Source organism: Yoonia sp. SS1-5, assembly GCF_038443705.2.
Taxonomy (GTDB): Bacteria; Pseudomonadota; Alphaproteobacteria; order Rhodobacterales; family Rhodobacteraceae; genus Yoonia; species Yoonia rhodophyticola.
Map to the genome: position 1 here is coordinate 4,052,040 of NZ_CP151767.2, position 26,166 is coordinate 4,078,205.

Sequence of the window (26,166 nt, forward strand, 5' to 3'; positions counted from 1 at the left end):
GGCACATATGTTATACTGGTTGACCGCATTGTCGGATGGTGGCGATTTCTTCAATCTGTTTCGCTATATCACATTCCGCGCGGGAGGGGCCTTTCTGACCGCACTTGTCTTTGGGTTCATTTTCGGACCGCCTTTGATCAACGTGTTGCGGCGCAAGCAGGGCAAGGGCCAGCCAATCCGCAACGACGGCCCCGAGGGGCATTTCGTCAAGGCCGGCACGCCCACAATGGGCGGGCTGCTGATTGTGGGGGCGCTGACCTTTTCAACCCTGCTCTGGGCGCGGCTGGACAATCCGTTTGTGTGGATGGTTCTGTTTGTCACGCTGTCCTTTGCGGCTATCGGGTTTGCCGACGATTATGCCAAAGTGTCCAAGCAGAACACCGCAGGCGTGTCCGGTAAAATCCGGATCCTGCTGGGTATCCTGATTGCGGCGATTGCCGGCTATTGGGCAGCCTCTTTCCATCCGGAGGATCTGACCGGGCAGCTTGCGCTGCCGATCTTCAAGGATACGCTGATCAATTTGGGCATTCTGTTTGTCCCCTTTGCGGTGATTGTCATCGTGGGGGCCGCAAATGCGGTAAACCTGACCGACGGGCTGGACGGGCTGGCCATCATGCCCGTGATGATCGCCGCAGGCACATTCGGGATCATCGCCTATGCGGTGGGCCGGGTCGATTTCACCCAATATCTGGATGTGCACTATGTCCCTGATACGGGCGAGATCCTGATATTCGCGGCCGGGCTGATCGGCGGGGGTTTGGGCTTTTTGTGGTACAACGCCCCCCCTGCGGCGGTCTTCATGGGTGACACTGGATCATTGGCGCTGGGCGGCGCGTTGGGCGCCATCGCCGTGGCCACCAAGCACGAGATCGTTCTGGCCATTGTCGGCGGGCTGTTCGTGGTCGAGGCGCTGTCCGTGATCATCCAGGTCGCCTATTTCAAACGCACCGGCAAGCGGGTCTTCCTGATGGCCCCTATCCATCACCATTATGAGAAAAAGGGCTGGGCCGAGCCGCAGATCGTGATCCGGTTCTGGATCATTTCGCTGATCCTGGCGATGATCGGGTTGGCAACTTTGAAGGTCCGGTAGGTCCGTCAGTATGCCAATGTGATTGCCCCGATGTTGCACGCAACAACAGGGCACCGCCGGGGCCTCGGGGTCGGTGTGAAGCGCCCTCCCCATGGGGGAGGGTTTATCGCTCAAACGATCCGGGGGATCGTTTGAGCGATAAACGGGCGAAGCCCCGGCCCGGGCGCTGCCCGGTGATACCGGGCGGGACGCGGGCAAACTTACACATTTCAAAGCGACGACGCTTTTTTGTCCGCTTGCATCACACGACTAATCAAATCTCAATATTGCGTAGAGTGGTTGAAACCCACCACCCAAACCACAATCAACCTCCTGCCGGGTGCTGCCCTCAGGTTGTTGCCAAGCCGCATCAATCAACTATCGTCGGGCTGAGGTATCAAGAACAGGTTCGCGATGTGGGAAGTAATCAGTGTTTTCTTGGAAGGGATTTCCGCAGAGGCAGGCGCATTAGGTGGCATCGCAGCCGTTCTGACTGTGGCATGGGCCATCATCAAAAAGCCTTTCACAAGAAACAAACCAACCCAACTTGCGCCTGAGACAATCGAACAGATCAAACCAGTCGCAGCCAAGGATGGCACGGCCTTAACCATTTCAGAATTCATACGTCTACGCCGAGAACTCAAGGCTGATCTTGAACAAGAACTGGCTGAGGCTGCGGAAACTGAGAAAGAACAACTTCGTGCCCAGATTGCGGATCTCGAAGCTCAAATCGAAAATCCGGACGAAGCATTGGAGGCAGCGAACAAGCGCATCGCAGACCTAGAGGCGTTGCTTGACCGTTCCGGCAACATCGTAGGGGGTGACCGCATCTCCGAAGCCAAAACAGCTTTAGAGCATGGCGACACCAGTCTTGCGGATGAAATTTTTCAAGAAATCGAGGCATGTAATGAATTGGCTGTGCAGGAAACCGCGCGTGCTGCTTTTGGGCGAGGGGAAATCGCAGAAGGCGAAGTCCGTTGGGCCGATGCTGCGCGGCACTACGCCAAAGCCGCAAAACTTGATGAAAGCTTCGATGCTCTGCGCAAGGCAAGCGACTTTGCAGAGCGATCTGGAAACTACGAACAAGCAAGTCAGTTCAGCAATGATCTTGTGCGCGTTGCGAAAACAGCAGGTGATCAACCCCAGCTATCAGATGCTTTGAATGAACACGCGACCAATCTTAGCAGTTTAGGCCGCTACGCGGAGGCCGAGGATCTCTACCGGAACGCGCTTGAGATTGGCCGCGCCACGATTGGAGAAGGGCATCCGAGCTATGCCACCCATCTCAGCAACCTCGCTGGCGTGGTTGAGGAGCAGGGACGGTACGTCGAGGCCGAGGGTTTTTACCGGAACGCGCTTGAGATTGATCGCGCTACGATTGGGGAAGGGCATCCGGACTATGGCACCGGTCTCAACAACCTCGCTGGCGTGGTGAGTGCGCAGGGACGGTACGCCGAGGCCGAGGGTCTCTATCGCGACTCCCTTGAGATCGGCCGCGCCACGATTGGGGAAGGGCATCCGGACTATGCCACCCGTCTCAGCAACCTCGCTGGCGTGATCCGGGGGCAGGAACGGTACGAAGAGGCCGAGGGTCTCTTTCGCGACGCGCTTGAGATTGGCTTGGCTACGATTGGGGAAGGGCATCCGGACTATGCCACCAGTCTCAACAACCTCGCTGGTGTGGTCAGTGCGCAGGGAAGGTACGAGGAGGCCGAAGGTCTCTATCGCGACGTGCTGGATATTGACCGCGCCACGATTGGGGAGGGGCATCCGAGCTATGCAATTGGTGTCACCAACCTCGCCGGCGTGGTCAGGGCGCAAGGACGGCACGCGGAAGCAGAGGAACTATATCGCGCGGCACTTGAGATTGGGCGCGCCACAATTGGGGAGGGACATCCGGACTATGCCACCCGTCTCAACAACCTCGCTGGCGTGGTGAGGGCGCAGGGGCGGTACGCAGAGGCCGCGGGTTTCTATCGCGAGGCATTGAGGGTTTTTCGTTCCACACTTCCTGAAGGTCATCCAAACATCGCTCTGGTCAAGGAAAACCTCGCGAACCTCACCGAGCCTTGACACCTCATGTGTAAAACACACGACTTGATCTGACATTTCTGCTCTTCTGGAGCGCAATCAAGGAGTGTCGATCAATGACAAGTATTCAAGAGAAGATCATCAAGCCGAAGCTGGGGCTGTTGGAACTGGCCAAACAGCTCGGAAGCGTGTCGCAGGCCTGCAAAGTGATGGGTTATTCGCGGGACAGCTTTTACCGGTTCAGAGAACTTTACGATCAGGGTGGCGAAGAAGCCCTGATGGATCTCAGCCGCCGCAAGCCGGTGATGAAAAACCGCGTGCCAGAACATGTCGAGAAGGCGGTCATCGAACTGGCCATCGACAACCCGGCTCTGGGTCAGAAACGGGCGTCGTGGGAGCTGCAGCAGAAAGGCATCATGGTGTCATCGTCGGGCGTCCGGTCGATCTGGCTGCGTAATGATCTGGAAACCATGAAAAAGCGCCTCAAGGCCCTGGAGGCCCGTGCCGCCCAAGAGGGTATCTTGCTCACCGAGGATCAGTTGGCCGCGCTGGAAAAAGCCAAGGCCAAGAAAGAAGCCCATGGCGAGATCGAGAGCCACCACCCTGGCTATCTGGGCAGCCAGGACACCTATTATGTGGGCACAATGAAGGGCGTCGGACGCATTTATCAACAGACCTTTGTCGATACCTATGCCCGCGTGGCGATCTGCAAGCTCTACACTGAAAAGACGGCAATCACCGCGGCCGACTTGCTGAACGACCGCGTGATCCCGTTCTTTGCAGAGCATGAGATCAGCCTGCTGCGCGTCCTGACAGACCGGGGCACGGAATACTGTGGCAAGGTCGAGAACCACGCCTACCAGCTTTATCTGGCCGTCGAGGACGTGGACCACACCCGAACCAAGGCCAATTCTCCGCAAACAAACGGCATCTGCGAGCGGTTCCATCGCACCATCAAGGATGAGTTCTACGACATCGCATTCCGCAAGAAACTGTATCGGTCAGTCGAAGAGTTGCAGGCCGATCTGGATGCGTGGCTGGCAAAGTACAACGAACAGCGGCCACATTCGGGACGTCACTGCTATGGCAAAACACCTATGCAGACCTTCCGCGAAACGCTACACATCGCTGTCGAGAAGACGATCAAAACGCACGACCAATCGGACAGTGCGCAACCCGTTCTCAGCGTCGCAAGCTGAGATGTCCGTCAGATCAAGTCTGAAGTTTTACACCTCATGCGCATTTGCGCGTCCTGTCCGTTTCCTTGCCCGACCCAGACAAAATCGAATGCACGCCTTCTGTTTGTCAATTCGCCATCATATCGTTGTAGGCGAGCCTGTCATTGATCCGCCCGAGGTCGCGCTCTTTCGCCGCTAAGAATGTCTTTCCCGCTCTTGAACGTTGTTGGGGCAACCGGCACTCTGCCACCCAAGTCAGCGGGGGCAGGGACATGATTCCGGTACAAGGGTTTGAAGGTCAGACAGTGGCCGTTTTGGGCATGGGCCGCTCGGGTCTCGCTGCGGCCGCCGCCTTGCAGGAAGGCGGGGCGCAGGTTGTGGTTTGGGATGACGGCCCCGCTGGCCGTGATGCGGCAGCCGCCGCCGGATACGATCTGCGTGACATGACAACGACGCAATCCTTTGATGGTGTTACAGCCCTCATCGTCAGTCCCGGTATCCCGCATCTCTACCCCGCACCCAATCCCGCGATTGCCGCGGCCTGGGACGCTGGCGTGCCGGTCGACAATGATATTGGACTGTTCTTTCGGTCCTTCGCGACTGCGGATTGGGATCGTTTTGACGTGACCCCGCGGGTCGTCGCCGTGACCGGATCCAACGGTAAATCCACAACCGCTGCCTTGATCCATCACATACTGATCGAAAACGGCCGCCCGTCGCAACTTGCCGGCAATATCGGGCGCGGGGTGCTGGATATTGATCCCGCCCATGATGGCGAGGTGATCGTGCTGGAGCTGTCGTCCTATCAGACCGATCTGGCCCGTGCGCTGACACCAGATCTTGCCGTGTTGACCAATCTGTCACCCGATCATCTTGACCGGCATGCGGGGCTTGGAGGGTATTTTGCGGCCAAGCGCCGCCTCTTTGCGGAAGGCGGTCCGGATCGCGCCCTGATTGGCGTTGATGAGGCCGAGGGGCAGTATCTGGCCAATCAGTTGATCGAGGGTGCGGATGATGACCGGGTGATCCGGCTGTCATCGGGGCGCAAGCTGGATGGGCCCGGCTGGTCCGTGTTTGCCCGGAAGGGGTTTTTGTCCGAATACCGCAAGGGGCGGCAGGTGGGGTCAATTGATCTGCGTCCGATCTTGGGGCTGCCGGGTGCGCATAATCACCAGAATGCCTGTGCGGCCTATGGGGCATGTCGGGCGCTCGGGTTGGGACCGAAAGGTATCGAGGCGGCGATGAAAAGCTATCCCGGCCTGCCGCACCGGTCCCAATTGGTGGTCGAGCGGGACGGTGTCCGCTTTATCAACGACAGCAAGGCCACGAATGTAGATAGTACCGCGAAGGCCTTGCAGGCGTTTTCAAAGATCCGGTGGATTTGTGGGGGTCTGCAGAAAGACGGTGGGCTGGACGGCTTGCTGCCGCATCTGGATCATGTGGTGAAGGCATACGTGATCGGGCGGGAGGCTGAGGCCTTTGCGCGTCAGTTGGCGGGTGCGGATGCAGAGATTTGCACAACGATGGATGTGGCGGTGGCGCGGGCGCAAGCAGATGCAAAGCCGGGTGAGGTGGTTCTGCTGGCACCGGCAGCGGCGTCATTTGATCAATATGATAGTTTCGAGAAACGCGGCGATGATTTCATCAATTGCGTCATGAACGCAACGTCGTAGGATGGATATAAATCCATCTTACGCCCTTTGGATTGCCTGGCCGGCGGCCCATCCGGATGACCAGGCCCATTGAAAATTATAACCACCAAGCCAGCCTGTGACATCAACGCATTCCCCGATGAAATAAAGGCCCGCTTGCGTTTTAGCGGCCATGGTGCTGGAGGATAGCCCGGCTGTATCAACACCACCCAAAGTCACCTCTGCGGTGCGGTAGCCTTCCGACCCCGATGGCCGCAGCCTCCAGTTCGCCAACAGTGTGCATAGCTCATCAAGCGCCGCATCGCTCTGATCACCCAGATTGCCGGTGATCTGCATCTCCTCGGCCAGCAGTCCGACCAACCGGTTTGGCAGGTGTTGCGCCAAATGTGTTGTCACAGCCTTGCGCCCCGCGACCTGACGTTGGGTGCGCAACCACTCTTGTAGCGTCCCGTCAGGGCAGAGGTTGATGCAGATGCTGTCGCCCTCCTGCCAGTATGATGAGGCCTGCAATATGGCGGGTCCGGACAAACCCCGATGTGTAAACAGCAACGCTTCCTCGAAAGCAGGTCCCCCTGCTGCGACCGTGCCGTGGGTTGTTGTTCCCGCGATTGCCTTGAACCGGTCGTCCGAAAATGTCAGCGGCACAAGGCCCGGGCGAATATCAGTGACGTCAAGTCCGAATTGGGCAGCAACCCGGTAGCCGAGACCGGTCGCCCCCATTTTTGGGATGGATTTGCCACCCGACGCAACAACCAGATTGCGGGCGGTGACATTCGTCGTTTTGCCGTCTTTGGTGACGCGGACGCAAAAGCTGCTGCCATCATGGGTAATCTCGCCCACCTCTGCGCGCAACCATAGCTGTGCGCCGGCCTTTTCCATTTCGGCGCGCAGCATCGCGATGATGTCCTTGGCCGAGTTATCGCAAAACAGTTGCCCCAATGTCTTTTCATGCCACGCGATCCCATACGCATTCACAAGATCAAGGAAATCCCATTGCGTATAGCGTTTCAGGGCGGATTTGCAGAAATGAGGGTTCTGGCTGATGAAATTCTCGGGCCCCGCATACAGGTTGGTGAAATTGCAGCGCCCACCACCCGAGATCCGTATCTTTTCCCCAGGTGCCTTGGCATGATCGACCAAGAGCACACCCGACCCGGCATGGGCCGCGCACATCATGCCCGCAGCGCCGGCCCCTATGATCAGCGTTTTGACGTCCATTGCGCCCAACTGCCGGGAAATGCGGTCCGGTGCAAGACATTGACCTGCCCGCACTCACCGAATTGTGGTCCAGGTGTTCAACCCGGCATCCAATGAATCGTGGCAACGATGAATATGCGGGTCTCTGAAGGTGGCGTGTCCACCGGTTCCCCTTGCACCCCGTGTCACATTTTCGTGGAATCGCGCAGATAAGCACTGTATGCTTTCCTCAGACCCGGAAAACCGGGCGGTAGAGGCAGTATGGCGGTGATCCATGACGGAAATGGTCTATGGAGCGGTCCCGGTATCATCCGGTGACCCGGTTCTTCCCCGATGGTGGCGGACAATTGATAAATGGACGATGTCCTGCATTCTGATCCTGTTTGCGATCGGATTGCTTCTGGGGCTCGCCTCGTCGCCACCTTTGGCGGCAAAAAACGGGTTGGAGCCGTTTCACTATGTCACCCGGCAGGCGGTGTTCGGCGGGATGGCCATGGTGGTCATGTTTGTTGTCTCGATGATGTCACCGACGCTTGTGCGCCGTCTGGCCGTGCTTGGGTTTCTGGCGGCCTTTGTTGCCCTCGCCTTTCTGCCGGTGTTCGGCACTGATTTTGGCAAAGGGGCAACGCGCTGGTATTCGCTTGGATTTGCCGCCGTCCAGCCGTCGGAGTTTCTCAAACCCGGCTTTGTGGTGATGGCCGCCTGGCTCTTGGCGGCCAGCCAGCAGATTGGCGGACCACCGGGCAAGACCTATTCCTTTGTGCTGACGATGATGATCGTCCTGATGCTGGCGATGCAGCCGGATTTCGGGCAGGCCTGTCTGATCCTGTTTGCATGGGGTGTGATGTATTTTGTAGCCGGGGCGCCGATGCTGTTGCTGATCATTCTGGCGGGGTTGGTGGTTTTTGCAGGCACGATTGCCTATTCAAATTCGGAACACTTTGCGCGGCGGATTGATGGCTTTCTATCGCCCGATGTCGACCCGAACACACAGCTTGGCTATGCAACAAACGCGATCCGCGAGGGTGGCTTTTTCGGCGTTGGCGTGGGTGAGGGGCAGGTGAAATGGTCGCTGCCGGACGCGCATACCGATTTCATTATCGCTGTCGCTGCCGAGGAATACGGGCTGATCTGTGTGCTGGTCATCATCGCGCTTTACAGCGTCATCGTGGTCCGATCCCTGTTGCGCCTGATGAAGGAACGCGACCCGTTCATTCGGCTCGCCGGCACCGGGCTGGCCTGCGCCTTTGGTGTGCAGGCGATGATCAATATGGGGGTGGCGGTTCGCTTGCTGCCGGCCAAGGGCATGACCTTGCCCTTTGTCAGCTATGGCGGCTCTTCGTTGATTGCCGGCGGGATTGCGGTCGGCATGCTGCTCGCCTTTACCCGCAGCCGTCCGCAGGGCGAGATGGAAGATATCCTGTTGCGCAGGGCCAATAGATGAGCGCCCCATTATTGATTATCGCTGCGGGCGGAACGGGCGGGCATATGTTCCCGGCTCAGGCCTTGGCCGAGGCCATGTTGGACAAGGGCTGGCGGGTGCGTCTGTCGACCGACGCACGGGGTGCGCGCTACACCGGCGGTTTTCCTGATGCGGTCGAGGTCAGCGTTGTGGGCAGCGCGACCTTTGCGCGGGGCGGCATATTGCAAAAACTGGCGGTGCCCTTTCGGATCCTGGGGGGCATTGGTGCGGCCAAATGGCGGATGTTCCGGGACCGGCCCGCCGTGGTGGTGGGCTTTGGGGGATATCCGGCAATCCCTGCAATGACCGCCGCCTGGGTTCTGCGTATCCCGCGGATGATCCATGAACAAAACGGCGTGCTGGGCCGGGTTAATCAGCTTTTCGCCAGGCGCGTGAATGCGGTTGCCTGCGGAACCTGGCCCACTGCATTACCGTCTGGTGTCGCGGGGGTGCATACGGGCAACCCTGTGCGGGCCGCCATTCTGGAGCGGCACGAGGCGCCCTATATCCCCCCTGGTGACTACCCGATGTCCATTCTTGTGATGGGTGGGTCGCAGGGGGCGCGGATCCTGTCGGATGTTGTCCCGCCCGCCATTGCGAGCCTGCCAGAGCATCTGCGCCGCAATATCCGGGTCAGCCAGCAGGCGCGCCAGGAAGATCTGGAACGGGTGACGCATTACTATGAAAGCGAATTGATCACGGCGGATGTGCAAACCTTCTTTACGGATGTTCCCAACCGGATGGCCGACGCGCAATTGGTGATTGCCCGATCCGGCGCATCCACCGTTGCGGATGTCAGCATCGTGGGCCGGCCCGCGATCTGGGTGCCGCTGGCCAGCGCCATCCGGGATGAACAGACCGCCAATGCACGTCAACTGGTCGAGGCCGGGGCCGCGATCATGATGCCTGAAAGCATGTTCGAGGTTGATACGCTGCGCGAGCAGATCGAACTGGTGCTTGGCAATGAAGAGGGCGCAATGCGCATGACCCATGCGGCGCTCGGCTGTGCTGTGCCGGACGCAACAGAGCGGCTTGTGCAATTGGTGGAAAATCTGGCAGAGGGACGCGAGACATGATGGACGGGGATCTGAGAATGAATGCGGCAACAAAACTACCGCTTGATGTGGGTGCCATCCATTTTGTGGGCATTGGCGGCATCGGGATGTCCGGCATCGCCGAGGTCCTGTTGAACCATGGCTATCAGGTGCAGGGCTCTGATCTGAAATCATCCAAGATCACCGACCGGCTGAAATCGCTGGGTGCGGTCATCTTCGAAGGCCAGCGGGCCGAAAACCTTGAAGGGGCCGAGGTCATCGTGATCTCATCCGCGATCAAGCCCGGCAATCCGGAACTGGACGCCGCCCGGGCCCTCGGACTGCCGGTGGTGCGCCGGGCCGAGATGCTGGCCGAACTGATGCGGCTGAAATCCAACGTGGCCGTCGCCGGGACGCACGGCAAGACCACCACCACGACGATGGTCGCGGCCTTGCTGGACGAAGGCGGGATCGACCCCACAGTGATCAATGGCGGGATCATTCATGCCTACGGATCCAACGCCCGGATGGGGCAGGGTGAATGGATGGTGGTCGAGGCTGACGAAAGCGACGGCACATTCAACCGCCTGCCGGCAACGATTGCCATCGTCACCAATATTGACCCTGAACATATGGAACATTGGGGAACCGAGGAAGCACTGCATCAGGGCTTTTACGATTTTGTCTCGAACATCCCGTTTTACGGGCTTGCGGTCTGCTGCACCGATGACCCGGATGTCCAATCGCTGGTCGGCAAGATCACCGACCGGCGGGTAACGACATTTGGCTTTAACGCCCAGGCCGATGTGCGGGCCGTGAACCTGCGCTATAGTGGCGGCGTTGCCTTTTTCGACATCGCCCTGCAGGCCGAGGATGCGATGATCGAGGATTGCGAATTGCCGATGCCGGGGGATCACAACGTCTCTAACGCGCTCTCGGCCGTGGCCGTGGCCCGGCATCTTGGGATGAAAAAGGATGAAATCCGCGCGGCCCTCAAAGGGTTCGGCGGGGTCAATCGGCGCTTTACCCGCGTGGGCGAGGTGGATGGCGTGACGATCATCGACGATTACGGCCACCACCCGGTTGAGATTGCGGCCGTCCTGAAAGCGGCCCGGCAGGCCACCAATGGCCGCGTGATTGCAGTCCATCAGCCGCACCGGTTTACCCGGCTCCACCACCATTTTGATGAGTTCTGCGCCTGCTTTAACGACGCCGATGTCGTGGGCATTTCCGAGGTGTTTGCCGCTGGTGAAGAGCCCATCGAAGGCGCCAGTCACGCCGATCTGGTCGCAGGCCTGATCCGGCACGGGCACCGGCACGCGCGGATCGTGGAAAACCAGGATGACCTGACACGTATTGTGCGTGAGCAGGCGAAACCGGGGGACATGGTTGTCTGCCTTGGGGCCGGGACGATCAGTGCCTGGGCGAATGACCTGCCGGAGCGGCTGAAAGCCTAGCCGCGTGGAGGTTAGCGACATAAACGACCGCGACGGCGTGGCTCAATACCTGGCGAACTTGCCTCCAGATGTTGCTCAGCGAACCTCCTCGAAAGTCGCTTTTTTGTCGGCGGCACGAACCCTGCCAATAGCGTTGGGTTACTTCTTGGGCGATGAGTGCCATGATGAAGCTAAGTTGTCGTTAGTCGCAGTGCTTGGCTCTTTGGTTAACGCTGGGGTCAGTTGGAAGCTAAACTGCGAACACTCAGCCGCTGGGGATGATGCCTCAGATGAGGCGTATATGTTAGCGTCGAGCAGCATCCCTCACAGCGCTGCCGCTTACTCTGCATATTCTGCGGCCTTTGCCGCAGCAAATCTTGCGGATGCAGCTCTCGAAGCATCGGCTGATGCGTTAGCTAGCTATTCGATTGATGTTTGGGAGAGCGTCAGGAATGATTTGGTTGGCAATAGCAAACTTTGGCCAAAAGGAATTCCAACTGCATTAAAGGCACTTTGGGCGGAGTCTCAGTTTGCGATGAGCCATCAAACGGCAAATTGGTCCATCTGGGCTCATTGGTACAACCGGGTTCTTCTGGATCGTGATTGGCGCCCAGATGCGATGCTTGCGGTGCTTGACGGCATTACACGGCAGGACTGGGGCCAAGGGCCGTCTCATATTAACCCAATGTTTGATGAGGTCTTGACCTTGTATTTGGGTGAAGATGACCCATCCCTTACAGTAGTAACGCCGTTATCCGAAGCCTATCCTGTTGATTTCACCTTTGACACGTTACAGCGCGTCATGCGGATGATCGGTATTGATGACAACATGAAGCACCTGCGCGATCCGTCGATCGTGCAGGCGTTTCTGGATGATGCGGGGCAATTGCGCGATGACTTCCGGGATTTCTGCGACTACGCGCAAGAGCTTTCGCCCGGCGGAAACTATGCCGGTGTCCTGCGCCGTGCGGCTAGCAAGGTGACACAGGAATTCGACCGGGTTGAGGATTTGACCCATCTGCGGGCCGAACGGCTGGTCCAGCTGGGTGGCGAATTAGAACTGTTTGCCGTCAGTGAGCAGGGGCGTGCCGATCTTGGCGGCCCGCTGGCCGGCATTCTGGATCAGCGAATTGGCGCCTTGAAACAGCTCTGCCGCAAGCATTTCGGACCAAGCTACCAAACCCTCGCGCCATTGGCAGAACTACGCCTTGATCAGATTGATCAGGAAGGGGTCTTGCATGTGCTTGATGAGGCAATCGGTTTTATCGAGACGCTCCCAAATGATGACTTCCAGCCGCTTGATCATGAGGGTTTGCTTGTGCTGCAGGATATGCGGGCAGAGTTGCATGTCATCCGTGGCGCCATTGCCGACGCGTCGGGTGACGCGTTCCGATCATTGTTAGAGGACAGGTTTGCACAAAGTGCAGGCTCGCTTGGGCTCAGCCTGCTGCGCTTTGGCCAGAAATCCAAGGCGGCGCTTAACAAGGCAGGACGCGGTGCAGATGCCGCGATCAAGACCAACAAGCGACTGGAAGGGTTGGCCGATATTATCGACGGGATCGTCGATATGTTCCCGGGTGGTGGGCCCTAGGTTGCGTTTGTCCGCTTGTACGAAGGTGCCGTTGCCGCGCCCGCATTCGGTGGTATTCTCGCCATGATTAAAGGCCACATCTGCGAATATGAGCTATTCCATCATCATCGGCTGTCTTTGGGTTCTTGCAGCGACGGTTGTAGCACTTCTTCCAATGCGCCGACAATACGTGCCGGGTGTGTCACTTTTGGTGTTGGCCCCGCCTCTGATTGTCTGGGTCGGGTATGATCACGGCTGGATATATGCAGTGCTGGGCCTGCTTGCGTTCCTGTCGATGTTTCGCAAGCCGCTTGCATATTTCTACCGCAGGGCGCGGGGCGAAACGCCGGATATCCCAAGATGATGACATCCATACTTGCGATTTGCCTGTGGGTCTTGTTGGCCTTTGTGATGCAGTTGATCCCCTCAAACGACCATCATTGGCGGCGGGCCTATGTGTTGATCGGGCTGGGGATTCCCTTGCTGATCTGGGTGACCTGGCAGAGCGGGCCGTGGATCGGGGCGTTGGGGCTGCTGATCGGCGGGATGGTGCTGCGCTGGCCACTGATCTTTCTATACCGATGGGTCCGCCGAAAGTTGGGAGGCTGATTTGGGTATCCTGATCCTGATGTTGTTTTGCGCCTTTGCGGGGTTTGCATTGTTGGTCTGGTTGACGCGGCGGGGGTCAGCGGGGCTGGCGCTGACGGTAGTCTCAATCCTGGGCGGGGTGCTGGCGATTTTGATCTATGCGGCGGGGCGGCCTTTCGGCATTGATCCGGTCGGGGCGATGACAGCGGCCATGTTATGTGTGCTGCCGGCGCTGATGGGCGGCATCGCCGGTGGGCTGCTGGGGCGAATATTGCGCAAGCGGGATGATCAGCGCCGGGACGCATAGCCGAAAATACTTGAACAGTGTTCAAATATACTCTAAATAATGAACATCGTTCAATTTTGGAGACGAATCATGAATACCGAAGTTCTGACAATCATCTTTATTCTCAGTCTTGTGACCTTTGCGTTTGGCTTTCTTGGCCACTACCTCGCGCGGATCCGCAGCGGTCGCGGTTTCGCGGCAATTGGCGCCGTGTGGGTAGCGTTCAGTGTGGCGATGCTGGTGGGGATGGACAAGGCGCCGGGCTGGGATGGCTTGGCATATCTGTTTGCGCTATTAGGCGTCAGTGCGCCAAGTGCCGTTGGTCTGATCGGTGGCGGCGCAATTGGATATTTCCGAGGAGACAAGACCGCAAATGCTTGATTTACCACAGGTGCGCGGCACCCTGACCGCGCACCGCCCCCTGGCCGAGCTGACATGGATGCGTGTGGGTGGCCCGGCCGAGATCCTTTTTCAACCCGCCGATCAGGAGGATCTGTGCAGCTTTCTGGCGGCACTGGATCCGGCCATTCCGGTTTTTCCCATGGGTGTGGGCAGCAACCTGATTGTCCGTGATGGTGGGATCAGCGGTGTTGTGATCCGGCTGGGGCGTGGGTTCAATGGTATCGACATTGAGGCAGGTACTGTGGTGGCGGGCGCTGCCGCATTGGATGCGCATGTGGCCCGCAAGGCCGCGGATGCGGGGCTGGATTTGACATTTCTGCGCACCATTCCGGGCACGATTGGCGGGGCGGTGCGGATGAATGCCGGGTGCTACGGCACTTATATTGCAGATGTTCTGGTCTCGGCCACGCTTGTCCTGCGCGATGGGACCATCACCGAGCTTGCTGCTGACGCCCTTCATCTGGCCTATCGTCAGAGCGTGCTGCCCGATGGGGCGGTGATCACGCAGGCAAAGTTCCGTGCGCCCGAGGCGGACCCGACCGCATTGGCCAACCGGATGCAGGACCAATTGGCAAAGCGGGATGAGACCCAGCCCACAAAGGACCGCACGGCTGGATCGACCTTTCGCAATCCGGCGGGTTTTTCCTCGACCGGGCAGGCAGATGACACCCATGATTTGAAGGCGTGGAAGGTGATTGACGCGGCCGGTATGCGCGGTGCGACCCTTGGCGGGGCGGTCATGAATACCAAACACTCGAACTTTCTGACCAATGCGGGCGATGCAACCGCCGCCGATCTTGAGGATTTGGGCGAAGAGGTGCGGAAAAAGGTTTACGATTCCCAAGGGATTACGCTAGACTGGGAAATTATGCGGGTCGGTGCCCGAACGGGCGAAGACACGACAAAATAATTGGCTGAAAACAGCCGGACCCAAGGCAAGGGTCAACATAATGACGGGCCACAAAGGCTCGCGAATAAGGCGGTAGGGTATGTCGAGCAGGGCAAACCCGAAAGTTGTGGTTCTGATGGGCGGCCCATCGGCAGAGCGTGACGTGTCTCTGTCAACGGGGCGTGAATGTGCAGCAGCTTTGCGGGACAGTGGATGCAACGTGATCGAGGTCGATGCAGGCCCCGATATTGTTGCGCGTCTGCAGGATATCGCCCCTGATGTGGTGTTTAATGCGCTTCACGGTCGCTGGGGCGAGGATGGCGCGATCCAGGGTGTGCTGGAATGGCTGCGCATCCCCTATACCCATTCAGGCATTCTGGCGTCGGCGCTGACGCTGGACAAGCAACGTACCAAAGATGTGTATCGCAGCGTCGGATTGCCGGTTGTCGACAGCATTCTTGCGTCGTCAGATGATGTGCGGGCCGCGCATGTGATGCCGCCACCCTATGTGGTCAAACCATATAACGAAGGGTCATCTGTCGGGATCTACATTGTTGATGCCGACGCAAACGGACCGCCGCAACTGGCAGATGATATGCCCGACCAAGTCATGGTCGAGGCTTTTGCGCCGGGGCGTGAACTGACAACCACCGTGATGGGTGACCGCGCGCTGACCGTGACGGACATCATCACGGATGGCTGGTATGACTATCATGCGAAATATGCGCCGGGCGGATCGCGGCATGTCTTGCCCGCTGATATTCCTGCCGAAATTTCCGAGGCCTGTCTGGATTACGCTCTAAGGGCGCATCGCGCCTTGGGCTGCCGGGGGTTGAGCCGGACAGATTTTCGCTGGGATGAAACCCGGGGCCTCGCAGGGCTGATCCTGCTTGAGACGAATACCCAACCCGGGATGACGCCAACCTCGCTGACGCCGGAACAGGCGGCCCATGTGGGGATGAGTTTCCCTGACTTCTGTCGCGCATTGGTGGAGGACGCCTCATGCGATCGCTGATCCGTCGCCGCGTCGCGGCCGAGGCGCCGCGCGATCCCGCCCCGTCGCGGTTAAGCTATCGGTTGGAACGGCTGATGCTGACGCCGGGCTTTCGCGGCTTTGTCCGTATCGGGGTCCCTCTGATCCTCATCGCAGTGATTGCCACATCCTATTTCTCCAAAGCGGAAAATCGTAACGCATTGGCCGCTCGCATTGATGCGGCCAAGCAGGAATTTCAGGCTCGCCCGCAGTTCATGGTGCGGGCTATGTCCGTGTCGGGGGCTGACCCCGTGCTGACGTCCGACGTGATCAGGCTGTTGCCGCTGGCATTTCCGGTGTCGTCCTTTGATCTGGATCTTGAAGGGATGCGCCAAACGGTCGAGGCACTTGCACCGGTGAAATCGGCCAGTGTGCGGGTCGGGCAGGATGGCGCGCTTGAGATCAGGGTCACACCGCGACAGCCATCAGCCCTTTGGCGGGACGGGCAGACGCTGCGCCTGATTGACGCGGACGGCGTTGAAGCGGGTGTCGTCGGCGCACGCGCTGATCGGCTGGACCTGCCATTGATCGCAGGCGACGGTGCCGAACAGAATATTGCCGAGGCACTGTCGCTCTATGCAGGCGCCGGTCCGATGCGTGACCGGATCCGTGGTCTGGTCCGCATGGGCGAACGCCGCTGGGATATCGTGCTGGACAGGGATCAACGTATCTTGCTGCCCGCCGAAGACCCAGTTGCCGCGTTTAACCGGATTGTCGCACTGAACGAAGCGCAAGACATGCTTAAGCGCGATGTCGTTGTGGTGGATATGCGCAATGCGCAGCGGCCAACACTCCGCATGAGCGAAGAGGCCGCATTGGCCCTGCGCCGCGGTGCAGAAATAGAAATCAATAACGGGGCGGGCGATTAAATGGGTGATCTCTACGATAGTCAGCGGGCGATGCGGCAGATGCGCAAGGCCGCGATGCAGCGCGGGGTTGTCGCAATCCTTGATGTGGGGACCTCGAAAATCGCCTGTCTGGTATTGCGCTTTGATGGCCCTGAACGGTTTCGCAGTGTGGATGGCGTCGGCTCGATGGCCGGACAATCCCAGTTTCGGGTGATCGGGGCTGCAACCACACGGTCGCGCGGTGTTCGGTTTGGTGAAGTCGAGGCAATGCAGGAAACCGAACGTGCGATCCGCACGGCGGTGCAGGCGGCACAGAAAATGGCCAATGTCCGCGTTGATCACGTGATTGCCTGCATGTCCGGGGCGCGGCCTCGCTCTTACGGACTTGATGGGTCGCTTGATGTCTCGGGCGCAATGGTGTCCGAACAGGATATCAGCCAGGTGATGGCGAATTGTGATGTGCCGGATTACGGCGCCGACCGCGAGGTGCTGCATGCCCAGCCGGTGAATTTCGCGCTTGATCACCGCACAGGGCTGGCCGACCCACGCGGGCAGATCGGCAATCAGCTGACCACCGACATGCATATGCTGACGGTTGATGCGACCGCGATCCAGAACCTGTTTTACTGCATCAAGCGCTGTGATCTGGAATTGGCCGGGCTGGCCTCGTCCGCCTATGTGGCCGGGATGTCGTCGCTGGTGGAAGACGAACAGGAATTGGGCGCCGCCTGTATTGATCTGGGTGGCGGATCAACCGGCGTGTCGATTTTCATGAAAAAGCACATGATCTATGCCGATGCGGTGCGCATGGGGGGTGAGCATGTCACATCCGATATCTCGATGGGGCTGCAAATTCCCGGTGCCACCGCCGAGCGGATCAAGACCTTCTATGGCGGTGTCGTTGCCACTGGCATGGACGACCGCGAGATGATCGAAATTGGCGGTGATACGGGCGATTGGGAACATGACCGGCGCACCGTTAGCCGGGCGGAACTGATCGGCATCATGCGTCCACGGGTCGAAGAAATCCTCGAAGAGGTGCGCGTCCGGCTTGATGCGGCAGGTTTCGAGCATCTGCCAAGCCAGCAGATCGTCCTGACCGGCGGCGGAAGCCAGATACCCGGCCTTGACGGATTGGCGAGCAAGATCCTGGGCCAGCAGGTGCGACTTGGCCGCCCTTTGCGCGTTCAGGGCCTGCCCCAAGCCGCGATTGGGCCTGCATTTTCCAGCGCTGTTGGCCTGTCGCTCTTTGCGGCGAATCCACAGGATGAGTGGTGGGATTTCGAGATTCCAGCCGATACTTACCCCGCGCGTTCGCTGAAACGGGCGGTGAAATGGTTCAAGGATAACTGGTGATACGCAACATCTTGCCGATCGGCCGAGATCAAGCGGAAAAGTAAAGATTTTTGTCCATATTTGGTGGCTTTTTTGTGTTTTTGTCGTGACCTTTCGGCACCACTCCGCTAATGTGAGTCCCAATAAACAGCAGGCGCTCGTGGGCACGGGCCACAAAAACAGGCGGATCGAGTATGACACTGAATCTATCCCTACCGGGGCATGAAGAACTGAAGCCACGTATCACCGTATTTGGTGTGGGCGGCGCTGGCGGTAACGCGGTCAACAACATGATCGAGAAAGAACTCGACGGGACCGAATTTGTTGTGGCCAATACTGACGCGCAGGCGCTGCAGCAGGCGCGCGCGGAAAACAAGATTCAGATGGGTCTGAAAGTGACCGAAGGGCTGGGTGCCGGGGCGCGCGCAACCGTTGGGGCCGCTGCCGCGGAAGAAAGTATCGAACAGATTGTCGATCATCTGGCGGGTGCGCATATGTGCTTTATCACGGCCGGTATGGGCGGTGGCACCGGGACGGGCGCCGCGCCGATTATCGCGCAAGCGGCCCGCGAAATGGGTGTTCTGACCGTTGGTGTGGTGACAAAACCATTCCAGTTCGAAGGCGCAAAGCGGATGAAACAGGCCGAAGAGGGCGTTGAAGCCCTGCAAAAGGTCGTCGACACGCTGATCATCATTCCAAACCAGAACCTGTTCCGGCTGGCCAACGAGAATACCACCTTTACCGAGGCCTTCGCGCTTGCTGATGATGTGCTTTATCAAGGCGTCAAAGGCGTGACTGATCTGATGGTCCGTCCGGGCCTGATCAACCTCGACTTTGCCGATGTCCGCGCCGTGATGGACGAGATGGGCAAGGCCATGATGGGCACCGGCGAGGCGGATGGCGAAAACCGCGCCATTCAGGCGGCCGAGAAAGCCATCGCCAACCCACTTCTGGACGAAATTTCGCTGGAAGGCGCAAAGGGCGTTTTGATCAATATTACAGGCGGTTACGACCTGACCTTGTTCGAACTGGACGAGGCGGCGAACAAGATCCGCGAAAAGGTCGATTCCGAGGCGAACATCATTGTTGGCTCGACCTTGGATACGGGTATGGAAGGCCGGATGCGCGTATCGGTTGTTGCCACAGGCATCGACGCTGTTGTCAGCAATGCCGACACGCCACTGCCGCGCCGGTCAATGGCCGCGCCGCTGGCAGCGCCTGTCGCAGCCGCACCCGAAGCGCCTGCACCAGTCGCCGAACCAGAGCCGGCCCCCGCGCCAGCCGCAGCCGTGGCAGAGGCCCCGGTTGTTCAGGAACAGCCAAGCTTTGCAGAGCTTGACGTGCCACAAGCTGCGCCAGCGCCGACACCACAGCCTGCAGCATTTCAGCCGCAACCAGAACCGCAGCCACAGGTGGCCGAAGTCCCCCAGCAAGCCGCCGCAGATGATCTGCCCCCGCCGGCCTACACACCACGACCAGAGCCGACATTGACAGAAGCTGACACCTTCGTGGCCCCGCAGCAGCCCCGCGCACCGGGGACACCAACCCCCGAAGCAATGGCGCGCCTGCAGGCCGCTGTCGCCCGCGCACCAGGCCGTGCGGCTGCTGCCCAGCCGCAACAGGCGGCCCCTGCATCGGATGCAGACAAGCCCCGGTTCGGGATCAATTCCCTGATCAACCGCATGACAGGGGCACAAGCCGAAGCTGCCCCGCAGCAACAGGCCCGTCAGCAGCCCCAGGTGACCGCGATTCATCAAGAACCCGAAGCTGCGGAAGATCAGGAGCGGATCGAAATTCCGGCTTTCCTGCGCCGTCAGGCCAACTAGGATGTGAAATATTACGCAAGTGTTTCACGTTTGTGAGGCAAGATAGGCCACCCACAGGGTGGCCTTTTTCGTTTGGAATCAATGGCTTTCTGCAGGTGCCATATTGCAGACGCAAAATAGCCTCGGCATGTTTCAGACCGTTGTAAAGAGTGAGTTGAGAACGTGCCTGACAGCCTTTAGGTCTCGGCCACCACTCATGAATACCGGGGCAAGGATCGCATTCCGTGCAAACAACACTGAAAAAGACAACCACGTTTGTTGGCGTTGGCCTCCACTCAGGCGCGCCTGTGCGTATGGTGCTGCGTCCTGCGGCGGCGGGTACGGGTATTGTGTTCCGGCGGGTGGATCTGACGGGTTTGCCCGTGCTGAAAGCGTCGTGGGATCAGGTGATTGTCTCGCCCCTGAATACCCGTCTGACAAATGATGACGGCGTGACCGTTTCGACCATTGAACATATCATGGCGGCCCTTGCGGGATGTGGCGTGCATAACGTGTCGATTGATATCGACGGCCCCGAAGTGCCGATCCTTGATGGCAGCGCAGCCGTTTTTGTGCGGGGTCTGATCAAGGCCGGGCTGACGCGCCTGTCCGCACCGCTGCGGGCGATAGAGATCGTCAAAGAGATTGCTGTTGTTGACGGGGCAAGCTTTGCGCGCCTGTCGCCAGCGACCAGCCTGCAAATCGACTTTGAGATCGACTTTGCGGATGCCGCAATCGGCCATCAGCACAAGACGCTGAACATGGCCAATGGCAGCTTTGTGCGCGAGCTTTGTGACAGCCGGACATTCTGCCGGGCGGCTGATGTGGCGGCGATGCATGCCAATGGATTGGCCTTGGGCGGATCCATCGACAATGCGGTTGTGGTGGATGGTGACAAGGTGCTGACACCGGGCGGGCTGCGGCATGCCGATGAGGCCGTGCGCCACAAGATGCTGGATGCGCTTGGTGATCTCTACACCGCGGGCGCGCCGATTCTGGGGCGTTATACCGGTGTCCGCGCAGGCCACGCGATGACGAACAAGCTGTTGCGCGCCTTGTTTGCCGATCCGACGGCATGGCGCTGGGTCACGTGTGACGCGAAAATCGCGGCCCGTTTGCCGGGTGTTGGCGTATCGCCTGCCGATCTTGACGCCGTTGCCTAACGGGTTGACCGCGCAGAGTTGATCGCGCAAGCGCGCAAAAGGCGTTTTGCCCCCGATTTTTCTATGCTAGATGTGTGCGTAACCAAGGGCCAATGCGCCCACAATTCGAGCGACCACAGGTTAGGAATACGAGAAATGTCGGGCAGCAGGGACAGCATCGGGCGTCGCATGGGCGCAGTTGTGGCACTTGCGTTCCTTTTGGGCTGTGGCAGTGCGAATGAAACCCCGCTCGAGGATTTGACCGCCCAGCAGATTTTTGAACGCGGCGAGCGGCAGCTGGAACAGGGCAGTGCCGATGACGCGGCCTTTACCTTCGGCGAGATTGAGCGCTTGTACCCGTATTCAGAGTTCGCCCAGCGGGCGCTGATCATGCAGGCCTTTTCCTATCACCGCGACGAAGACTATCCAAACAGCCGGGCATCGGCCCAACGCTTTCTGGATTTCTATCCCGCCGAGGCAGACGCCCCTTATGCCGCATATCTTCTGGCATTGTCCTACTACGATCAGATCGACGAGATCGGTCGCGATCAGGGTCTGACCTTTCAGGCGCTGCAAGCGCTGCGGACGGTCATCGAAGTCTATCCCGAAAGCGAATATGCCCGGACGTCGGTGCTGAAATTTGACCTGGCCTTTGATCATCTTGCGGCCAAGGAAATGGAAATCGGGCGCTACTACCTTAAGCGCGGGCATTACGCGGCTGCGGCAAACCGCTTCCGTACCGTGGTTGAGGATTTTCAGACCACGACCCAGACGCCCGAAGCCCTGCATCGGCTAGTCGAGACATATCTCGCCCTTGGCCTGCTGGAAGAAGCGCAAAGCGCGGGGGCCATCCTTGGGTTCAATTATCGGTCCAGCCAATGGTACGAATCCAGTTTTGCGTTGTTGAACGGGCGCGGCCTTCCGGCGGCGGCGCGCGGTGATAACTGGCTGGCATCGATTTATCGACAGGTGGTGCGCGGTGAGTGGCTCTAAGCACGGGCCCCTCGCAACTGGCCTGCAGGCCTGCTGATGCTGCGCGGTCTTGATATTCGCGACATGCTGATCATCGACCGGCTGGAATTGACGTTCCAGCCCGGCCTGAATGTGCTGACCGGCGAAACAGGTGCCGGAAAATCCATTCTGCTGGATGCGTTGGGCTTTGTGCTGGGATGGCGCGGACGTGCCGAACTGGTGCGCCAGGGTGCGCAGCAAGGCGAGGTGACCGCGTGGTTTGACCTGCCGGCCGGGCACTCGGCCCGGGCCATTCTGGAAGACGCGGGTATCGAGGCCGAAGAGGAGTTGATCCTGCGGCGCGTCAATACCAGCGACGGCCGCAAGACCGCTTGGGTGAATGACAGGCGGGTCAGCGGCGAGGTGTTGCGTCGTCTGTCAGATACACTGATCGAACTGCATGGGCAGCATGATGACCGCGGCTTGCTGAACCCGCGCGGGCATCGCCAGATGCTGGACGCTTACGCAGGCCATGATGATGTCTTGCAAAAGGTGGGCGGCGCCTGGCGTGCATTATCGGCCGCACAGCAAGCCTTGCAGGAGGCGGAGGCAAAGGTTGCCGAGGTGCGGACCGAAGAAGCGTTTTTGCGCCATGCGGTCGACGAGTTGGATGCGTTGGCGCCGGAACCGGGCGAAGAAGCCACGCTGGATACCCAGCGCCGTTTGATGCAGGGCGCGGAGAAAATCCGCGCCGATATCGACCGGGCCGCCGAAGCGCTGGGACTGCAGGGTGCCGAAGGGCTGATCACGGATGCGTTTCGCTGGCTGCAGGGCGTCGCAGATCGCGCGGAAAGCCAGCTTGATGCGCCGCTTGACGCGTTAGAGCGGGTGATGCTTGCGATGGACGAAGCGCAAGACGGTGTTGCCCGTTGTCGCGACGCATTGACGTTCAACCCATCCGAGCTGGAAACGGTCGAAGAGCGTCTGTTCGCGATCCGCGGTCTGGCGCGCAAGCATGACGTCTTGCCCGACGATCTGAGTGCGTTTGCGGATGAGCTGCGCGATAGGCTTGCGGTGCTTGATAACAGCACCGGTGCCTTGGATGGGTTGCGCGATGCGGTCCAGCAAAGGCAGGGCGAATATGACAGCGCGGCGCAGGTGCTGAGCCAACGCCGTCAGGCGGCGGCCAAGGCATTGGATAAGGCGATGGCATCCGAATTGGCGCCGCTCAAAATGGAACGCGCTGTGTTCGCGACGATCTGCACATCGGCGCCCCCTGGTCCCGGCGGCATGGATGAGGTGGCGTTTACCGTGGCCACAAACCCCGGCGCGCCGGCTGGCCCCCTGAACAAGATCGCGTCAGGCGGCGAGCTAAGCCGCTTTCTTTTGGCGCTGAAAGTTTGCCTGACCCAGGCGGGCGGTGGGATTACCATGATCTTTGACGAGATCGACCGCGGTGTGGGCGGCGCAACGGCTGCGGCAGTGGGGCGCCGGTTGGCGGATATCGCCGAGAACGGGCAGGTCCTTGTGGTAACCCATTCACCGCAGGTCGCGGCCCGCGGCGGGCATCATTGGCGGGTCGAAAAGCGTCAAAGCAAGACAGCGACCACCTCGACCGTCATAGCCTTGGACGAGGGCGACCGGATTGACGAGATCGCGCGCATGTTGTCGGGGGATACGATCACGGATGCCGCCCGGGCGGCCGCGTCAGCATTGATGAAGGCCTGATCAAAAAATAAGAGGCGATGCCGTTGTGACGCGACTATTGCCGCTTCAAACTGCACCGCCTCTGAACTTACGGGTTACCCAACCCACTCGTACCATTGTACGCTTTGGCCACTCACCTCCGCCACGCACGTCTTCAATATTTTCAGAAGGGGACGCAAACGTTCCTTTCTGTCTAACGCTGGGCAAGTTTCCGCCGAAATGTGGAACCGAACCCAAGTACTCGTTACCAACACAGGACCAAAGCGGCCCGGTACGTATGGAATATCAGTATCTACGTAGGAGTATCAACCTGTCCCAAAGTATGTCAGTTACGCTGACATAACTATTTCAGGTTGAACGGCGCCGATCTGTGATTTTGGGTACGATTCCAGAATTTCGAAATAATTTACATGCGGAAAATATAGTAAAACAAGATTTTTTGAAGCAATAACAGCCTATTCCAAGGCGATTTGTAACGTAGGGTCAATTTAACCTTTGGTCGGCTTCGCGCCATCGCGCTCGCTGCCGGATTCGCCCTATGAGTGTTTCCTGACAGATTCAGTGGGCGAAAATTTCCAAAACTATCAAAAAGTCAATCGCGCAATGTTGCAAATATGCATCGGCAATTTACCGCTTATGTCTGTTTTGGAGGCACTCTGACAAAAGTTTGCGGATCAAATCGCGCCAAGCGCGCCTCGTGGACTAGGCAAAAGAATCGCGTTTCTGGCCTTCCTTCCCGGAAATCACAACAGAATGCTGGTCTTTGCTGTCGGTGAACAACATATAGTGGTCATGGCGAAATAACACTGTATTGAGTGTGGTGTTGCGGGCAGGGTCGAAGACGAGTGTTATGGCGGCAATGTTTGACTCTATCTCAAAGTTGATTGGCAGCGTGTTTTCGGACTGGCGGATGACCTGTGTCGACGCTTTACGGGTTATTAAGACACGTGGCCCCAGCCAGATACAGTTTTGGTTCATCGCCCTTGCCATCGGCATCACCGGAGGCGTGGCAGCCGTGTTGTTCCGGCTTGGGATCGAGACCGCGCAATCATATCTTTACGGCACGGATGGTCGCGACAGTTTTGCCAGCATGGTGGCCGAACTGGCGTGGTATCAGATTCTGATTATCCCAATCATGGGTGGTTTGTGTGTCGGGGTGATCCTGACCCGGTTTACGCCGGATGGCCGCGTACGGTCTGTCGCGGATGTCATCGAAGGGGCAGCCCTGAACGAAGGTCGGGTGGAACGCAGGGCCGGTCTGGCGTCAGCGGCGGCATCGCTAATCACCTTGTCCAGCGGCGGATCAAGCGGGCGCGAGGGGCCCGTCGTCCACTTGGCAGCTGTGATTTCGACCACGGTCAGCCGGTGGATACGGGCCAACGGGATCACAGGCCGAGATCTGTTGGGATGTGGGGTGGCCGCAGCCGTATCAGCCAGCTTTAACGCCCCAATTGCCGGGGCGCTTTTCGCGCTTGAGGTTATCTTGCGCCATTTTGCCATGCATGCCTTTGCCCCGATTGTGATCGCATCCGCCGCAGGAACGGTCGTCAACCGGCTGGCCTTTGGTGACGTGACCGAATTCATGCTGGAAGGAAAGAATGCGCTGGCCTTCTACGTGGAATTGCCGGCGTTCCTGCTGCTTGGCCTGATTTGCGGGTTGGTCGCGGTCATCTTGATGAAGACCATCTTCTGGGCCGAGAATTTTGCCAGTTACATGCAAGAGAGGACGGGCCTGCCGGCCTTCCTGCGCCCAGCGGTTGCGGGTGGCTTGCTGGGCCTTTTGGCGATCTGGTTTCCACATATCATCGGCGTGGGGTACGAGACGACCTCGGCAGCCTTGACGGGCAGCCTTTTGCTGCATGAGGCGATTGTGTTTGTTGTGTTAAAGGTGATTGCCGTGGCGATCACCATGGGCGGTCGGATGGGGGGCGGCGTCTTTTCGCCCTCGCTGATGGTGGGGGCGCTGACCGGTCTCGCCTTTGGTATTATCGCCACGGCTGTGTTTCCGACGGTTTCCGGCGAGGGGACGCTTTATGCGCTGGCCGGCATGGGTGCGGTTGCGGCGGCCGTGCTGGGGGCGCCCATATCAACAACATTGATTGTGTTCGAACTGACAGGCGACTGGCAAACCGGTCTTGCGGTCATGGTGTCTGTTTCGCTGTCCACAGCGCTGTCATCGCGTCTGGTGGACCGGTCATTTTTCCTGACACAGTTGGAACGGCGCAACGTGCATCTGGCGGCCGGACCGCAATCCTACCTGCTTGCGACCTTCCGGGTCTCGACAGTGATGCGCGACAAGGACGCACCAAATGCCGCCGCTGCTGATGCCTGTTGGGACCTGATCGCCGAGGGCACCTATATTGATGGCAATGCTACGTTGGAACAGGCCATGCCGCTGTTTGAGCAGTCAGGGTACAGCTTTGTTCCGGTTGTGACCCTGGCGGGCGAAAACGCACCGCCCGAATTGTGGGGGGCGCTGTTTCAGGTCGATGCGTTGAAGGCAATGAACAAGGCGCTGGCCGATACGGCGGCCGAGGAACATTCCTGACAG

General features: G+C 59.0%; 22 protein-coding genes. 21 read left to right on the forward strand and 1 reads right to left on the reverse strand.

What is annotated here, in order from left to right; genetic code table 11:
* Positions 1-7: 7 nt before the first annotated feature.
* From mraY to murD, 4 genes are all read left to right on the forward strand, one after another.
* Positions 8-1,090, forward strand: a complete 1,083-nt coding sequence (gene mraY, locus AABB31_RS21575; RefSeq protein WP_373635313.1) for a phospho-N-acetylmuramoyl-pentapeptide-transferase — start codon at positions 8-10, stop codon at positions 1,088-1,090.
* 474 nt (positions 1,091-1,564) lie between these two features.
* Positions 1,565-3,142, forward strand: a complete 1,578-nt coding sequence (locus AABB31_RS21580; RefSeq protein WP_373635314.1) for a tetratricopeptide repeat protein — start codon at positions 1,565-1,567, stop codon at positions 3,140-3,142.
* Between the two features lie 74 nt (positions 3,143-3,216).
* Complete coding sequence (locus AABB31_RS21585) at positions 3,217-4,299, forward strand: IS481 family transposase (protein WP_342074941.1); 1,083 nt, start codon at positions 3,217-3,219, stop codon at positions 4,297-4,299.
* A gap of 251 nt (positions 4,300-4,550) precedes the next feature.
* A complete protein-coding gene (gene murD, locus AABB31_RS21590) occupies positions 4,551-5,951 on the forward strand; it encodes a UDP-N-acetylmuramoyl-L-alanine--D-glutamate ligase (protein ID WP_373635315.1) in 1,401 nt (466 codons plus the stop codon).
* Between the two features lie 18 nt (positions 5,952-5,969).
* Here murD and AABB31_RS21595 read toward each other — a convergent pair whose 3' ends face one another.
* The gene (locus AABB31_RS21595) at positions 5,970-7,148 is read right to left on the reverse strand and encodes an NAD(P)/FAD-dependent oxidoreductase (protein ID WP_373635317.1); all 1,179 of its coding nucleotides are present in this window, start codon (positions 7,146-7,148) and stop codon (positions 5,970-5,972) included.
* A gap of 253 nt (positions 7,149-7,401) precedes the next feature.
* Here AABB31_RS21595 and ftsW point away from each other — a divergent pair, with 253 nt between their 5' ends.
* The 17 genes from ftsW (at position 7,402) to AABB31_RS21680 (ending at position 26,163) form a co-directional block, all read left to right on the forward strand.
* Positions 7,402-8,571 (forward strand): putative lipid II flippase FtsW, encoded by a 1,170-nt coding sequence (gene ftsW, locus AABB31_RS21600; RefSeq protein ID WP_342076204.1) that lies wholly within the window; start codon positions 7,402-7,404, stop codon positions 8,569-8,571.
* Complete coding sequence (locus tag AABB31_RS21605) at positions 8,568-9,665, forward strand: glycosyltransferase (protein ID WP_373635319.1); 1,098 nt, start codon at positions 8,568-8,570, stop codon at positions 9,663-9,665. Before ftsW ends, AABB31_RS21605 begins: the two co-directional genes overlap by 4 nt.
* Before the next feature lie 17 nt (positions 9,666-9,682).
* On the forward strand, positions 9,683-11,080 hold the full coding sequence (gene murC / locus AABB31_RS21610; RefSeq protein WP_342076202.1) for a UDP-N-acetylmuramate--L-alanine ligase: 1,398 nt from the start codon (positions 9,683-9,685) through the stop codon (positions 11,078-11,080).
* Between the two features lie 514 nt (positions 11,081-11,594).
* Positions 11,595-12,650 carry a hypothetical protein gene (locus AABB31_RS21615; protein WP_342076201.1) on the forward strand — a complete coding sequence of 352 codons (1,056 nt, stop codon included), beginning with the start codon at positions 11,595-11,597 and terminating at the stop codon, positions 12,648-12,650.
* Positions 12,651-12,738: 88 nt separating this feature from the next.
* A complete protein-coding gene (locus AABB31_RS21620; protein ID WP_342076200.1) occupies positions 12,739-12,993 on the forward strand; it encodes a DUF2484 family protein in 255 nt (84 codons plus the stop codon).
* Positions 12,990-13,238, forward strand: coding sequence for a DUF2484 family protein (locus AABB31_RS21625; protein WP_342076199.1), 249 nt, complete (start codon positions 12,990-12,992; stop codon positions 13,236-13,238). Before AABB31_RS21620 ends, AABB31_RS21625 begins: the two co-directional genes overlap by 4 nt.
* A 1-nt stretch (position 13,239) precedes the next feature.
* The gene (locus tag AABB31_RS21630; protein ID WP_342076198.1) at positions 13,240-13,524 is read left to right on the forward strand and encodes a UDP-N-acetylmuramate--alanine ligase; all 285 of its coding nucleotides are present in this window, start codon (positions 13,240-13,242) and stop codon (positions 13,522-13,524) included.
* Between the two features lie 69 nt (positions 13,525-13,593).
* Positions 13,594-13,884 (forward strand): hypothetical protein, encoded by a 291-nt coding sequence (locus AABB31_RS21635; RefSeq protein ID WP_342076197.1) that lies wholly within the window; start codon positions 13,594-13,596, stop codon positions 13,882-13,884.
* The gene (gene murB, locus AABB31_RS21640) at positions 13,877-14,815 is read left to right on the forward strand and encodes a UDP-N-acetylmuramate dehydrogenase (RefSeq protein WP_342076196.1); all 939 of its coding nucleotides are present in this window, start codon (positions 13,877-13,879) and stop codon (positions 14,813-14,815) included. The genes AABB31_RS21635 and murB overlap by 8 nt, the downstream gene beginning before the upstream one ends.
* Before the next feature lie 115 nt (positions 14,816-14,930).
* A complete protein-coding gene (locus AABB31_RS21645) occupies positions 14,931-15,809 on the forward strand; it encodes a D-alanine--D-alanine ligase (protein WP_342078918.1) in 879 nt (292 codons plus the stop codon).
* Positions 15,797-16,696, forward strand: coding sequence for a cell division protein FtsQ/DivIB (locus AABB31_RS21650; RefSeq protein WP_342076195.1), 900 nt, complete (start codon positions 15,797-15,799; stop codon positions 16,694-16,696). Before AABB31_RS21645 ends, AABB31_RS21650 begins: the two co-directional genes overlap by 13 nt.
* Positions 16,697-18,031: a cell division protein FtsA gene (gene ftsA / locus AABB31_RS21655; RefSeq protein WP_373635320.1), complete on the forward strand. Its 1,335-nt coding sequence runs from the start codon at positions 16,697-16,699 to the stop codon at positions 18,029-18,031.
* Between the two features lie 173 nt (positions 18,032-18,204).
* Complete coding sequence (ftsZ, locus tag AABB31_RS21660) at positions 18,205-19,836, forward strand: cell division protein FtsZ (RefSeq protein WP_342076194.1); 1,632 nt, start codon at positions 18,205-18,207, stop codon at positions 19,834-19,836.
* Between the two features lie 224 nt (positions 19,837-20,060).
* Positions 20,061-20,978 (forward strand): UDP-3-O-acyl-N-acetylglucosamine deacetylase, encoded by a 918-nt coding sequence (gene lpxC, locus AABB31_RS21665; RefSeq protein ID WP_342076193.1) that lies wholly within the window; start codon positions 20,061-20,063, stop codon positions 20,976-20,978.
* 135 nt (positions 20,979-21,113) lie between these two features.
* Positions 21,114-21,950 (forward strand): outer membrane protein assembly factor BamD, encoded by an 837-nt coding sequence (locus tag AABB31_RS21670; RefSeq protein WP_373635321.1) that lies wholly within the window; start codon positions 21,114-21,116, stop codon positions 21,948-21,950.
* Between the two features lie 36 nt (positions 21,951-21,986).
* Positions 21,987-23,636 carry a DNA repair protein RecN gene (gene recN / locus AABB31_RS21675; RefSeq protein ID WP_342076192.1) on the forward strand — a complete coding sequence of 550 codons (1,650 nt, stop codon included), beginning with the start codon at positions 21,987-21,989 and terminating at the stop codon, positions 23,634-23,636.
* 838 nt (positions 23,637-24,474) lie between these two features.
* Positions 24,475-26,163, forward strand: a complete 1,689-nt coding sequence (locus AABB31_RS21680) for a chloride channel protein (RefSeq protein ID WP_373635323.1) — start codon at positions 24,475-24,477, stop codon at positions 26,161-26,163.
* Positions 26,164-26,166: the final 3 nt, after the last annotated feature.

Excerpts from the sequence above, each read along its gene's own strand:
- mraY (WP_373635313.1), top strand. The coding sequence starts at position 8 with ATGTTATACTGGTTGACCGCATTGTCGGATGGTGGCGATTTCTTCAAT.
- AABB31_RS21585 (WP_342074941.1), top strand. The coding sequence starts at position 3,217 with ATGACAAGTATTCAAGAGAAGATCATCAAGCCGAAGCTGGGGCTGTTG.
- murD (WP_373635315.1), top strand. The coding sequence starts at position 4,551 with ATGATTCCGGTACAAGGGTTTGAAGGTCAGACAGTGGCCGTTTTGGGC.
- AABB31_RS21595 (WP_373635317.1), bottom strand. The coding sequence starts at position 7,148 with ATGGACGTCAAAACGCTGATCATAGGGGCCGGCGCTGCGGGCATGATG.
- ftsW (WP_342076204.1), top strand. The coding sequence starts at position 7,402 with ATGACGGAAATGGTCTATGGAGCGGTCCCGGTATCATCCGGTGACCCG.
- AABB31_RS21605 (WP_373635319.1), top strand. The coding sequence starts at position 8,568 with ATGAGCGCCCCATTATTGATTATCGCTGCGGGCGGAACGGGCGGGCAT.
- murC (WP_342076202.1), top strand. The coding sequence starts at position 9,683 with ATGAATGCGGCAACAAAACTACCGCTTGATGTGGGTGCCATCCATTTT.
- AABB31_RS21615 (WP_342076201.1), top strand. The coding sequence starts at position 11,595 with ATGAGCCATCAAACGGCAAATTGGTCCATCTGGGCTCATTGGTACAAC.
- AABB31_RS21620 (WP_342076200.1), top strand. The coding sequence starts at position 12,739 with ATGAGCTATTCCATCATCATCGGCTGTCTTTGGGTTCTTGCAGCGACG.
- AABB31_RS21625 (WP_342076199.1), top strand. The coding sequence starts at position 12,990 with ATGATGACATCCATACTTGCGATTTGCCTGTGGGTCTTGTTGGCCTTT.
- AABB31_RS21635 (WP_342076197.1), top strand. The coding sequence starts at position 13,594 with ATGAATACCGAAGTTCTGACAATCATCTTTATTCTCAGTCTTGTGACC.
- murB (WP_342076196.1), top strand. The coding sequence starts at position 13,877 with ATGCTTGATTTACCACAGGTGCGCGGCACCCTGACCGCGCACCGCCCC.
- AABB31_RS21645 (WP_342078918.1), top strand. The coding sequence starts at position 14,931 with ATGGGCGGCCCATCGGCAGAGCGTGACGTGTCTCTGTCAACGGGGCGT.
- AABB31_RS21650 (WP_342076195.1), top strand. The coding sequence starts at position 15,797 with ATGCGATCGCTGATCCGTCGCCGCGTCGCGGCCGAGGCGCCGCGCGAT.
- ftsA (WP_373635320.1), top strand. The coding sequence starts at position 16,697 with ATGGGTGATCTCTACGATAGTCAGCGGGCGATGCGGCAGATGCGCAAG.
- ftsZ (WP_342076194.1), top strand. The coding sequence starts at position 18,205 with ATGACACTGAATCTATCCCTACCGGGGCATGAAGAACTGAAGCCACGT.
- AABB31_RS21670 (WP_373635321.1), top strand. The coding sequence starts at position 21,114 with ATGTCGGGCAGCAGGGACAGCATCGGGCGTCGCATGGGCGCAGTTGTG.
- recN (WP_342076192.1), top strand. The coding sequence starts at position 21,987 with ATGCTGCGCGGTCTTGATATTCGCGACATGCTGATCATCGACCGGCTG.
- AABB31_RS21680 (WP_373635323.1), top strand. The coding sequence starts at position 24,475 with ATGTTTGACTCTATCTCAAAGTTGATTGGCAGCGTGTTTTCGGACTGG.